Origin of the sequence: Streptomyces sp. NPDC008121, assembly GCF_042957155.1 — a bacterium.
GTDB lineage: Bacteria > Actinomycetota > Actinomycetes > Streptomycetales > Streptomycetaceae > Streptomyces.
This window is the reverse complement of the sequence record NZ_JBIBHT010000001.1, coordinates 136292-147396: the sequence shown is the minus strand read 5'-3', so window position 1 is coordinate 147396 and position 11105 is coordinate 136292. Positions and strand designations below refer to the sequence as shown.

The 11105-nt window shown below is 73.0% G+C and carries 12 protein-coding genes; 10 read left to right on the top strand and 2 right to left on the bottom strand.

Annotated features, from left to right (window positions below; genetic code table 11):
- Window positions 1-166: 166 nt before the first annotated feature.
- From ACFZBD_RS00645 to ACFZBD_RS00605, 9 genes are all read left to right on the top strand, one after another.
- Complete coding sequence (locus ACFZBD_RS00645; RefSeq protein ID WP_391133026.1) at window positions 167-1249, top strand: DUF1996 domain-containing protein; 1083 nt, start codon at window positions 167-169, stop codon at window positions 1247-1249.
- Between the two features lie 105 nt (window positions 1250-1354).
- On the top strand, window positions 1355-2776 hold the full coding sequence (locus ACFZBD_RS00640) for a GH1 family beta-glucosidase (RefSeq protein WP_391133023.1): 1422 nt from the start codon (window positions 1355-1357) through the stop codon (window positions 2774-2776).
- Window positions 2777-2855: 79 nt separating this feature from the next.
- Window positions 2856-4142 (top strand): phospholipase D-like domain-containing protein, encoded by a 1287-nt coding sequence (locus ACFZBD_RS00635; protein ID WP_391133020.1) that lies wholly within the window; start codon window positions 2856-2858, stop codon window positions 4140-4142.
- A 187-nt stretch (window positions 4143-4329) separates the two neighbouring features.
- A complete protein-coding gene (locus tag ACFZBD_RS00630; RefSeq protein ID WP_391133017.1) occupies window positions 4330-5208 on the top strand; it encodes a short-chain dehydrogenase/reductase in 879 nt (292 codons plus the stop codon).
- A gap of 122 nt (window positions 5209-5330) precedes the next feature.
- The gene (locus ACFZBD_RS00625; protein WP_391133014.1) at window positions 5331-5792 is read left to right on the top strand and encodes a hypothetical protein; all 462 of its coding nucleotides are present in this window, start codon (window positions 5331-5333) and stop codon (window positions 5790-5792) included.
- 55 nt (window positions 5793-5847) lie between these two features.
- A complete protein-coding gene (locus tag ACFZBD_RS00620) occupies window positions 5848-6189 on the top strand; it encodes a VOC family protein (protein ID WP_391133012.1) in 342 nt (113 codons plus the stop codon).
- A gap of 77 nt (window positions 6190-6266) precedes the next feature.
- Window positions 6267-6752 carry an MSMEG_6728 family protein gene (locus tag ACFZBD_RS00615; RefSeq protein WP_391133009.1) on the top strand — a complete coding sequence of 162 codons (486 nt, stop codon included), beginning with the start codon at window positions 6267-6269 and terminating at the stop codon, window positions 6750-6752.
- Window positions 6753-6914: 162 nt separating this feature from the next.
- Window positions 6915-8045 carry a spore photoproduct lyase family protein gene (locus ACFZBD_RS00610; protein ID WP_391135828.1) on the top strand — a complete coding sequence of 377 codons (1131 nt, stop codon included), beginning with the start codon at window positions 6915-6917 and terminating at the stop codon, window positions 8043-8045.
- Between the two features lie 109 nt (window positions 8046-8154).
- Complete coding sequence (locus ACFZBD_RS00605) at window positions 8155-8985, top strand: DUF1206 domain-containing protein (protein ID WP_391133006.1); 831 nt, start codon at window positions 8155-8157, stop codon at window positions 8983-8985.
- Window positions 8986-9059: 74 nt separating this feature from the next.
- Here the strand turns inward: ACFZBD_RS00605 and ACFZBD_RS00600 are convergent, their stop codons facing one another.
- A complete protein-coding gene (locus ACFZBD_RS00600) occupies window positions 9060-9800 on the bottom strand; it encodes an NAD(P)H-binding protein (protein ID WP_391133003.1) in 741 nt (246 codons plus the stop codon).
- 144 nt (window positions 9801-9944) lie between these two features.
- Here ACFZBD_RS00600 and ACFZBD_RS00595 point away from each other — a divergent pair, with 144 nt between their 5' ends.
- Window positions 9945-10421 (top strand): Rrf2 family transcriptional regulator, encoded by a 477-nt coding sequence (locus tag ACFZBD_RS00595; RefSeq protein ID WP_391133000.1) that lies wholly within the window; start codon window positions 9945-9947, stop codon window positions 10419-10421.
- 152 nt (window positions 10422-10573) lie between these two features.
- On the opposite strand, the gene ACFZBD_RS00590 is transcribed toward ACFZBD_RS00595, so the two are convergent.
- A complete protein-coding gene (locus ACFZBD_RS00590; protein WP_391132997.1) occupies window positions 10574-11032 on the bottom strand; it encodes a hypothetical protein in 459 nt (152 codons plus the stop codon).
- Between the last annotated feature and the right edge of the window lie 73 nt (window positions 11033-11105).

The following is an 11105-nucleotide window of genomic DNA, read 5'->3' as shown; positions in this document are numbered from 1 at the left end:
ATCCCCCCCACCCCCGCGGGGGGGCCCGGGGTGGGGTTCGCCCCCCCCGGTGGGGGGCTTACCCGCGGCCCCGCCCCCGCGGCCCCCCCCCCCCCCCCCCCGGGGGGGGGGGGGGGGGCCCCCCCCCCCCCCCCCCGCCGCCCGTACCACCGACCGAGGAGATCTCATGAGAATCCGTGGCAGGACCCTGTCCGCGCTCCTTCTCGCCACCGCCCTGGGTGTCTCGGCGCTGTCCGCGAACGCGTTCACGGCCGCCTCCGCCTCCACCCACGACAGCACGCCCACCGTCTCCGCCCACGCCGGACACGTGAGCAGCGCGTCCGCCCTCGCCTCGGGCGACGACCCCGACGGCGACGGCTACATCCCCGCCAACCCGCAGGTCACCGGCGTCACTCCGTCGACGGCGGTCCCGCCGCCGGCCTACCACCACGAGTTCCAGGCCGGCTGCGCCGTCACCCACACCGCGGCGGACGACCCGATCCTCTACCCGGGGCAGCCCGGCGCCTCCCACGACCACACCTTCATGGGCAACACCACCACCAACGCCCACTCCACCACCGCGTCGCTGGCCCCGGGCCCCACCGCCTGCACCGCGCCCGCGGACGCGTCGGCGTACTGGATGCCCTCGCTGTACAAGGGGAACACCAAGATCCTCCCGGTGGGCCCCCAGGTCATCTACTACAAGGCCGGTGTCACGGACTACCGCAGCGTGCGGCCCTTCCCCAAGGGACTGCGGTTCATCGTCGGCAGCCCGACCCAGAGCGCCCAGGAGTTCCGCAACCACAAGGGCTTCGTCGAGGGCTGGGAATGCGGTGACAGCTTCTTCAACACCGACTTCCCCGCGAGCTGCCCGAGCCGGCCCGACGTGCAGCTCAACCTCCGCTTCCAGGCACCCAGTTGCTGGGACGGGAAGTACCTCGACACTCCCGACCACAAGAGCCACATGTCCTACACGGTCGTCAAGCCGGGCACCAACGACAACATGTGCCCGGCCTCCCACCCGGTCGCCTTGCCGATGATCGAGTTCAAGATGGCCTGGCCGGTCAACGGCGACATGTCCCAGGTCCGCCTCTCCAGCGGCAAGGGCTACTCCTTCCACTACGACTTCTTCAACGCGTGGGAGGAGCGCACGCTCAAGGCCCTCGTCGACCACTGCATCGTCGGCGGCCTGCAGTGCGACACCCGGGGCTTCGACCTCTACCGCCCCGAACGCGGTGCCGTGCTGAACGCCGACCACCGTCTGCCCTGACCCGCCACCCGTGCGGCCCGGACGTCCACGACGGCGTCCGGGCCGTCCGCGCGCCGCGCCCCCCGCGCCGTTCCGCTTCCCCCCGAGCGAGGAGAGAGCCCCCGCATGACCACGACCGTGCCGTCCGCCACCGCCGCCCATGACGCGCTGATCGACCGGCTGCCACCGGACTTCCGCTTCGGCGTCGCCACCTCCGCCTTCCAGATCGAGGGGGCGACCGCAGAGGACGGCCGGACCCCCTCCATCTGGGACACCTTCTGCCGCGTCCCGGGAGCCGTCGACAACGGCGACGACGGCGACATCGCGTGCGACCACTACCACCGCATGCCCGAGGACGTCGCCCTGCTCGCCGCCCTCGGCCTCGACACGTACCGCTTCTCCGTCTCCTGGTCCCGCGTCCAGCCGCACGGGCGCGGCCCCGTCAACCCGGCCGGCATCGGCTTCTACGACCGGCTGGTCGACGAACTCCTGGCGCGCGGGATCACCCCCTGGCCGACCCTCTACCACTGGGACCTGCCCCAGGAGCTCCAGGACGCCGGCGGCTGGCCGGCCCGCGACACGGCCTACCGCTTCGCCGACTACGCGGAGCTGGTCCACGACCGCCTCGGCGACCGCGTCGAGCACTGGACGACGCTCAACGAGCCGTTCTGCTCGGCCGTCCTGGGCCATGTCGAAGGCGTCCACGCGCCGGGCGGCCGCTCCCTCGCCGACGGGGTGCGCGCCGTGCACCACCTGCACCTGGGCCACGGCCTCGCGGTCCGGCGGCTGCGCTCGGCCGCGCGCCGCCCCCTCGACCTGGCCGTCACCCACCTCCTCGGCACCAGCGGCCCCGCGACCGGCTCCCCGGCCGACCGCGAGGCCGCCCGCCGGGCCGACGCCTTCGGCTTCCGCTTCTACCTCGACCCGATCCTGCGCGGCCGCTACCCCCAGGACCTGATCGACGACCTGGTCGTCCACGGGATCGAGATCCCGGTCCAGGACGGCGACCTGGCGACCATCGCCGCGCCCATCGACACCCTGGGCGTCAACTACTACCGCTCGATGCGGAGTTCAGGCGTCGACGGCGGCGGGGCGAGCCACGACGCGCACGGCGTCCCGATCACCCGCAACCTCCCGCACGGCGGCCTCCCCCTCACCGGTCTCGGCTGGGAGGTCATGCCGCACGACCTCACCGAGCTGCTGCTCCGCGTCTCTCGCGACTACCCCGGCACCCCGATGGTGATCACCGAGAACGGCGCCGCCTACGACGACCGCCCCGGCCCCGACGGCTTCGTCGACGACACCGCCCGCACGGCCTACCTCGCCGCCCACCTGGCCGCCGTCGCCGAGGCCCGTACCCGAGGAGCCGACGTCCGCGGCTACCTCGCCTGGTCCTTCCTGGACAACTTCGAATGGTCGTACGGCTACGCGCAGCGCTTCGGTCTCGTCCGCGTCGACTACCCCACCCAGGCCCGCATCCCCAAGCGCAGCGCCCACTGGCTCCGCGACACCGCCCACCGCGTCCGCGGCGCGGCCCCCCGCACTTGAGGTGAACCCCGGGCCGGGTCCGCGGGCGGTCAGGCTAGGGTCATGATCACAACAACGGGAGACCGGAGAAGGAGAGTTCATGACGACCAGCCTCCGCAGACGCCTGGCGGCGACCGGCATCGCACTGGTACTGGCGGCCGGCGCCCTCGGTTCCGCGCAGAGCGCCACCGCGGGCGAGGCGACGCGGACCGGGAAGGCGGCGCCGGCAGGCGAGGCGGCGCCGGTTGAGGCCGCCGCGGTCCCCGCGCTCGGCCCGCTGTTCAACAACCCCACCTCCGGCGACCCCGCCGCGCAGAACGCCATCAAGAACCGCATACGCGAGCTCATCGCGGCCGCCGACCCCGGCTCGACGATCCGGATGGCGATGTACCACCTGTGGGACAACACCATCGCCCAGGACCTCTCGACCGCCCACACCACCCGCGACGTCGACGTCCAGGTGGTCCTGGACGAGACGACGGTCAGCGCCCCGGAGGGCAGCCGGACCTCGTACGACACGCTCAAGGCGGCGCTCGGCACGGACCTCGCGCAGGACTCGTACGTCACCCTGTGCGCCAAGGGCCGCTCGTGCCTCGGCGCGACCGCGAGCGGAATCAACCACAACAAGTTCCTGCTGTTCAGCAGCGTCGGCGGGGGAGGGGCGACGCAGGTGGTGCTGCAGACGAGCTCCAACCTCACCACCTCGAACTACTCCCGCTTCTGGAACAGCGCGGTCGCCTTCGCCGGCAATGCGACCTTGTACGCGGCGTACAGCTCCTACTTCGGCGAACTGGCCCGGCAGAACCGCTCCACCTGGACGTACACCACCGCCGGGTCGGGCGACCACAAGGTGTACTTCTTCCCCCGCGCCGGCACCACCGACGACACCGACACCGTCGTCAACACCCTCGAGAACGTCGGCTGCACCTGGTCCGACGCGGCCGGCACCCACCGCACCGCGGTCCGCGTGGCCATGCTGAAGATCACCCGCCAAGCGGTCGCCGACAAATTGCGCGCCCTCGCGGCGGCCGGCTGCACGGTCGACGTCGTCTACAGCGAGACCGACACCGGCACCTGGAACGCCCTCCACGGCCAGACCCGCCTCACCCCCCGCTGCTACCAGCACGACCACGACACGGACCCGGGCACCCCGAACCGCATCGTGCACTCCAAGAACCTGCTGATCGACGGCGTGTACGCGGGCGCGCGCGAGAAGCTCGTCTTCACCGGAAGCCACAACTACAGCGGTCCGGCCTTGCGCGACAACGACGAGACGATGCTCCGGATCACCACCCCGGCGGTCCACGACGCCTTCGCGGCGAACTTCGCCCAGACCAAGGCCGCGGCCTTCCCGGGCACCGCGGACGCCACCGCCGTCTGCCGCTGACCGCCGAACACGATCGCACGGCCCGCCGCCCCCGTCCCACGAGCGCCGGGGCGCCCTCGCCGCCGCCCGATGCGGCAATCGGCGCAGCCGGGACGGCGGGCCCGCGACGGGGGTGGTGCCATGGATGTGCCGTCCGGTCGGGGCGGTGTGGGGCCACGGGGCCACTCGGCGCGATCCTGGGAGAAGCATGTCGCACGGCAACCCCCTCGCGGGGCGGACGGCGGTCGTGACCGGAGCCGCGCGGGGGCTGGGGGCCGGGCTGGTGCGGGAGTTGGCCGGGCGCGGGATGCGGATCGCGCTGCTCGGGCGGGAGGCGGAGACGCTGGCGCGGGTCGCGCGGGAGCTGCCCGTCGAGAGCCGGTGCTACGAAGTGGACGTGACCGACGACGCCCTGATGGAGCGGACGGCCCGCCGGGTGACGTGCGACCTGGGGGAGCCGTCCGTGGTCATCGCCAACGCGGGCGTCGCCGAAGGAGGCCCGTTCGTGACCTCCGACCCGAGGACCTGGCGACGGGTGATCGAGGTCAACCTGGTCGGCAGCGCCGTCACCGCCCGGTCGTTCCTGCCCGGGCTGCTCACCACGCGGGGCTACTTCCTCCAGATCGCCTCGACCGCGGCCTTCGGCTCGGCCCCCATGATGAGCGCCTACTGCGCGTCCAAGGCGGGCGCCGAGTCCTTCGCCCAGTCCCTGCGCGCCGAATGCGCCTACCAGGGCGTCGGCGTCGGCATCGCCTACCTGCACTGGACGGACACCGACATGGTCCGGGACGTGGAGGCCCACGACGTCCTCCGCGAACTGCGGGCCCACATGCCACGCCCCGCCCGCAAGGTGTACTCAGTCGAGAAGGTCGCCTCCTGGCTGGCCCGAGCGGTCCTCCACCGGTCCGCGACCGTCTACGCTCCCCCCTGGCTCCGCATCGCGCAGCCCGTCCGCCCCCTCCTGCCCCTGCTCGTCGCCCGGACCTCCGCCCGGATCCTGCCCCGCCTCGCGGAGAGCGGACCCCTTCCGGCGACCGGCCTCCTCGGGGCCGGCGGCCTCGCCGACGAAGAGGGCCGGAGCCGCTGACCCGGAGCGGTCCCCGCCGCCGGCCCGGCCCCGACGCTCGCAGGACCCGGCCGTTACCCCGGCCGGAGCACTGCCGCGCCGGACGGGTGTGCGGCCGCCCCGCCGAGGGGACACAGTCCGGCATGCGCACCGACGACCACCACCCCGACCGGACCGCCCCCGTCCGCCCCGTCCGCCCCGAAGGGGTCAGCGACCTGACCGTGGAAGCCCTCGGCTCCTTCTCCAAGGCCCTGGAGACGATCGAACGGGCCCGCGGCCATCTCTACTCCTTCCACCAGCTGACCGGCACCGCCGACCTGGAGCTGGACCGGGCCGTCGACCTGCTGAGGCGGGCGGGCCACCCGGAGTGGGCCGACCTCGTCGCCCGGGAGATCCTCGGCCGCAACGTCATCCCGGGGCACTGGACGTACCAGCTCGTCGAGTCGTACGACCGGACGTACTACGAGCCGTTCAAGGCGTACGAGCGTGATGCCGTCGCCGCCCTCGCCGAGGGCCGCGACCACCTCTTCGAAGCCGAGATGAAGGAGGAACGACGCACCCACGGCCACCGCGACCACACCGCCCAACCGGAGGAAGGCCGCTGACCGGAGCGGAGCGTCTCCCAGGCGGGACCCTCCGGGCCCGGCTTAGCATGGCGCCATGGCGGTCGACCTTTTCGCAGGCATCCCGGTGGAGGACTACGCGACGGCGCTGGCCTGGTACGAGCGGCTGTTCGGCTCCCCACCGGCCTTCCTCCCGAACGACGTGGAAGCCGTGTGGAAGGTGGACGAGCACCGGTACGTCTACATCGAGCACCGCCCCGGCCGGTCCGGCCACGCCCTGCACACGCTCTTCGTCGACGACCTCGACGCCCGCGTCGCCGCGATCGCCGGCCGGGGACTGACCCCGACGGAGCGCGAGACCTACGCGAACGGCGTACGCAAGGTCACGTTCCACGACCCCGACGGCAACGAGATCGGCTTCGGCGGCGCCCCGCTCTGACCGCCCGCGCGCTCCGCGGCCCGCCCACGGGGCGCGAGCCCCCTCCCCACCCTCGGCCTCAGGGAGAGTCCCTCCCCATGCAGACCTTCCTCCCCTACCCGGGTTTCACCGAGTCGGCCGCCGTGCTCGACCCCCGGCGCCTCGGCAAACAGCGCGTCGAGGCCCTCCAGGTCTTCCGGGGCCTGACCGTGCCCGGCTACGGGTGGCGGCGGCATCCGGCGGTGCGGATGTGGGCCGGATACGAGGAAGCCCTGGTCCGCTACGGACTGGACGTCTGCGGCGTCTGGACCGCGGAGGAGCGCCCCGACACCTGCGCCGCCACGATGATGGCCGACTACCTCGCCTGGCGGCCGAGGGCCGTGGTGCGCGAACAGGGCGACCTCGCGGCGGACGGCGAGCTTCCGCCCTGGCTCGGAGACCCCGCCTTCCACCGCAGCCACCAGTCCGCGCTGCTCCGCAAGGCCCCCGAGCTCTACCACGCCCACTTCCCCGGCGTCCCCGACGACCTCCCCTACGTCTGGCCGCCGTCCGACCGGGACGAGACCCCGCCCGCCCGTCCCTGACGCACGGGTCCCGCACAGCCGCGACCCGCCGGACCCGCCGCCCCCTCCGTACACTGGGACACCATGCGACATCGCTCCGGACAGCGGCTGGACCGGCCGGTGGACGAACCCGGCACCGGGCCCTCCGGCGAGGCCGACGGCCTGTTCACCGTGAGCGACCTCATGGCCGCGTCCGAGGCCGCCGCCGCACCGGCCGGCGAGGCGGCCGGCCGCACGTTCCGCGACGGTCCCGAGGCGCGCCGGCTGCTGCGCGTGGCGGAGATCCACGCCGAGCCCGCCGCCGCCGACTCCTGGCGCGGACGCCAGATCATCGCCCGCTTCCCCGACGCCCGAGTCGTGGAGACCGACTCCCACTGGCGCATCCCGCACCTCCACGGCAACGAGGGAAACGTGGAACGGTGGGTGAGGGTCAAGCGCGAGACGCTGGTCCTGGGCGAGCGCAAGTCCTTCGGCGTCCGCCCCAACGGCCGGTCCGCCGACTGGATCGCCCCCGGCCTCTCCAACGGCTGCGCGATGGCGTGCGCGTACTGCTACGTTCCGCGCCGCAAGGGCTTCGCCAACCCCATCACCGTCTTCACCAACGTCGACCGCGTCATCGGCGCCCTGGGCCGCCACATCGCCGCCACCGGCCCCAAGCCCGAGCCGAACCAGTGCGACCCGCACGCCTGGGTGTACGACATCGGCGAGAACGGCGACTGCTCGGTCGACGACCTCATCAGCGACAACACCGCCGACCTGATCCGCGCCTTCGGCCGGTGGCCCACCGCCAAGGCGTCCTTCGCCACCAAGTTCGTCAACCCCGACCTGCTCCGGCTCGACCCCCAGGGCCGCACCCGGATCCGGTTCTCCCTGATGCCGCCGGACGACTCCAAGCTCCTCGACATCCGGACCAGCCCCGTCCCGGACCGTCTCGCGGCGGCCGCCGACTTCCTGGACGCCGGCTACGAGGTGCAGTTCAACCTCTCGCCGGTGGTGATCCGGCCGGGCTGGGAAGAGGCCTGGGCGGACCTGCTCCGCGCGATGGACGACATCCTTCCGCGCCGGGTGAAGGACCAGGCGGCGGCGGAGATCATCATGCTCACCCACAACCAGGACCTGCACGAGGTCAACCTCGGCTGGCACCCCCGGGCCGAGGAGCTCCTGTGGCGCCAGGACCTCCAGCAGCCCAAGCGCTCCGAGAACGGCAGCTGGAACGTCCGCTACCGCAACGCCGTCAAGGCGTCCGCCGTCGACTCCCTGCGCCGGCTGATCGAAGCCCGCGCGCCCTGGCTGCGCGTGCGCTACGCCTTCTGACCTAGGGCCTTTCGTTTGGATCAGGCCGGGCTCGCGCCGGCCCGGCGGAGGGTTGCGACCGGCGGGGCGGGGCATTCGGATGCTCCGGAACCAGGGGAGGGGATCAGAGATGACCGGAGTGGGGTCGACGGCGGCGGTGGCGAGAAGAGCGGCCCGCGGTGACGCGGTGCGCGCGGGCGCCCGGGCGGGCCTGGCGGCCCGCGGAGTGCTCTATCTGCTGATAGGCGTGCTGGCGGTACGCATCGGCTGGACGGGTACGGGCGAACAGGCCGACCGGGGCGGAGCACTGGCCCAGGTCGCCGCCACCCCCCTCGGCGCCGTCCTGCTCTGGGCGCTGGGCGTGGGGCTCGCCGGGATGGCGCTGTGGCGCCTGTCGGAAGCCGTGTTCGGGGCCGCGGGACCGAAGGGGGACCGAGCCACCAAGCGCGCCATGTCCGGATGTCGCTTCGTCTTCTACGCCGTGGTGGCCTTCCTCGTGTTCTCCTTCGCCGCGGGCGCCAAGGGCAGCGGGGCGGGTTCGAGCGACCGGCAGAGCCAGGACATCACCGGCCGCGTGCTTGGGCTGCCGGGCGGTCAGTGGTGGGTCGGCGCGGTGGCGGCCGGCATCCTCGTCGCGGGCCTGTGCATCGCGGGAAGCGCCGTCCTGCGCAAGTACCGCAAGCATCTGCGGTGGTCGGGGCTGTCGACGAACCAGCGCCGCTTCATGAACGTCACCGGCGTCGCGGGCGGCGTCTCGCGCGGCCTGGTCTTCGCCGCGGTCGGCTTCTTCGCGCTCAAGGCCGCCGTCCAGTTCGATCCGCACCAGGCGAAGGGCGTGGACGACGCGATCCGTTCGTTCGCCTACACCCCGGCCGGCCGCTGGCTGCTGCTCGCCGTGGCGGTGGGCCTGGCGCTGTTCGGCGTGTTCTCCTTCGGCATGGCGAAGTGGCGCAAGGTCTGAGACGGCCGCACCCGCGCAAGGTCTGAGAGGGCCCTACCGGGAAGGCTCCCCGGCGGCGGGGAGCCTTCGTCACGTCAGGGGGCGGTCCGGATCCAGTCTTCGTAGCGGGTCGCCGCCAGGTGGGCCCCGGGTCCGGCGATCAGCACGTCCTCGGGGACGACCGCGAACATGCCGGCGGTGTCGTCGGAGACGACCGTACGGGCGTCGTTCCGGGCCGCGAGGGTGAGCTTGCCCAGCTCGTCGAGGCGGAAGACGTCCGGCCCCGCGATGTCGCGGATGCCGTCGAGCGGGCTCCCGGTGGCGACCTCGACGACCGCGTCGACGACGTCCGCCGCGGCGATCGGCTGGACACGGGTGGCCGGCAAGCGGACGGTGCTGTCGTCGGCGGTCCAGGACAGGACGGCGTCGACGAACTCGAAGAACTGGGTGGCCCGCACGACGGAGTACGGCGTGGGGCCCTGGCGGAGCAGCTCCTCCTGGAGGGTCTTGGCCCGGTAGTAGTCGAGCTGCGGGACCTGGTCGACGCCGACGATCGAGAGCACCACCTGGTGCCGCACGCCGGCCTTCTCCCCGGCGGCGAGCAGGTGGTCCATGGAGGTGCGGAAGAAGTCCATGGAGGCCTCGTCGAAGGTCGGCGAGTTGGCCACGTTGATCACGGTGTCGGCACCCTCCAGCGCCGCGGCGAGCCCCTCGCCGGTGATCAGGTCCACGCCGGTGGACGGCGATGCCGCGACGGCCTCGTGTCCCGTCGCGGTGAGCCGGCGGACGACCTGGGAGCCGATCAGTCCGGTACCGCCGATGACCGTGAGCTTCATTGTCCTCACCTCTCGCAGGGCGTCGGGGACGGACAGGCCCGAGAGCCGGCCCGCCGGGACGCGTCCCGTTAACTCGGATAATCGTTATCCGAGATAATAGTCGGATATCCTTTGTCCGAGTCAAGTGGAGCGGGAGGGTGCGGCATGAAACTGTCGGGCGGGGTGGAGTGGGCGCTGCACTGCTGTGTCGTGCTGACCACCGCGACGGAGCCGGTGCCCGCCGTACGGCTCGCCGAGCTCCACGACGTGTCGGGCAGCTATCTGGCCAAGCAGCTGCAGGCCCTCTCCCGGGCCGGCCTGGTCGGCTCCGTCCAGGGCAAGGCCGGCGGATACGTCCTCACCCGGGCCCCCGAGCTGATCACCCTCCTCGACGTCGTCCTCGCCGTGGACGGCGCCCAGCCGGCCTTCGTCTGCACCGAGATCCGGCGGCGCGGCCCGCTCGCCGCGTCGGAAGAGGACTGCGCGCGGCCCTGCGGGATCGCCCGCGCCATGGCCACCGCGGAGGCCGCCTGGCGGGCGGCCCTGACGGAGATATCCATCGCCGACCTCGCGAAGAGCGTCGACGAGGACTACGGCCCCACCTTGCTGGCCGGCGTCCGTACCTGGCTGACGGGCGGCTGACGGGCCGCGACGAGCGACCCGGACACGGCCACCCACCCCGGAACGGCAGCGACCCGGGGCCCGCACCGGGTCCCGGGTCGTACCGTGCGGCCTTCCGGCCGCCTTATCGTCTCCCGGCCATACGGCCGGTTCTCACCTGACCGGCGTCACACCTACGCCGATCCCGCCGACAGGATCCGCAGGCGGGAACGGCTCCGCTCGTGGCCCTCCGTGCCCTCCCGGACGGCCTGTGACCGGTCCATCCCCGCCCAGCCCGCGCCGCGCTGGGCGTGCCTCACGTCGCGCACGTCCGGGATGCCGTAATGCGTGGTCAGACGCTCCTCCTCGGCCACCGAGAGGACCGCGCCCTGTCCCGGCGCCGCCTCCCCTCGCGGGGACCCTTCGATCAGTTCGAGGGGATACGGCACCACGAGATGCCCGTCCCTCAGCTCCGCGTGGCGCAGCGGGACGAACACCCCGCCCGGCCCCGCGCCCCGGTCGATGATCCGCGCCCACTCGGGCGTGCCGGTGGTGTCGTCCAGCAGGAAGTAGTCCACCTCGCCCACGCGCTGCCCCTGGTCGCCGTCGACCGTGCATCCGGGCATGGCCGCGAGCTGCCGTTCGGTGATCACTGGTGCTCCTCTCCCGCCCCGTCGCGCTCCCTGTCGCCCGTCGGGTACCCCCGCCGGCCGCCGTGACGCCTCC

Coding starts and splice junctions, on each gene's coding strand:
- ACFZBD_RS00645 (WP_391133026.1), top strand. CDS start 167: ATGAGAATCCGTGGCAGGACCCTGTCCGCGCTCCTTCTCGCCACCGCC.
- ACFZBD_RS00640 (WP_391133023.1), top strand. CDS start 1,355: ATGACCACGACCGTGCCGTCCGCCACCGCCGCCCATGACGCGCTGATC.
- ACFZBD_RS00635 (WP_391133020.1), top strand. CDS start 2,856: ATGACGACCAGCCTCCGCAGACGCCTGGCGGCGACCGGCATCGCACTG.
- ACFZBD_RS00630 (WP_391133017.1), top strand. CDS start 4,330: ATGTCGCACGGCAACCCCCTCGCGGGGCGGACGGCGGTCGTGACCGGA.
- ACFZBD_RS00625 (WP_391133014.1), top strand. CDS start 5,331: ATGCGCACCGACGACCACCACCCCGACCGGACCGCCCCCGTCCGCCCC.
- ACFZBD_RS00620 (WP_391133012.1), top strand. CDS start 5,848: ATGGCGGTCGACCTTTTCGCAGGCATCCCGGTGGAGGACTACGCGACG.
- ACFZBD_RS00615 (WP_391133009.1), top strand. CDS start 6,267: ATGCAGACCTTCCTCCCCTACCCGGGTTTCACCGAGTCGGCCGCCGTG.
- ACFZBD_RS00610 (WP_391135828.1), top strand. CDS start 6,915: ATGGCCGCGTCCGAGGCCGCCGCCGCACCGGCCGGCGAGGCGGCCGGC.
- ACFZBD_RS00605 (WP_391133006.1), top strand. CDS start 8,155: ATGACCGGAGTGGGGTCGACGGCGGCGGTGGCGAGAAGAGCGGCCCGC.
- ACFZBD_RS00600 (WP_391133003.1), bottom strand. CDS start 9,800: ATGAAGCTCACGGTCATCGGCGGTACCGGACTGATCGGCTCCCAGGTC.
- ACFZBD_RS00595 (WP_391133000.1), top strand. CDS start 9,945: ATGAAACTGTCGGGCGGGGTGGAGTGGGCGCTGCACTGCTGTGTCGTG.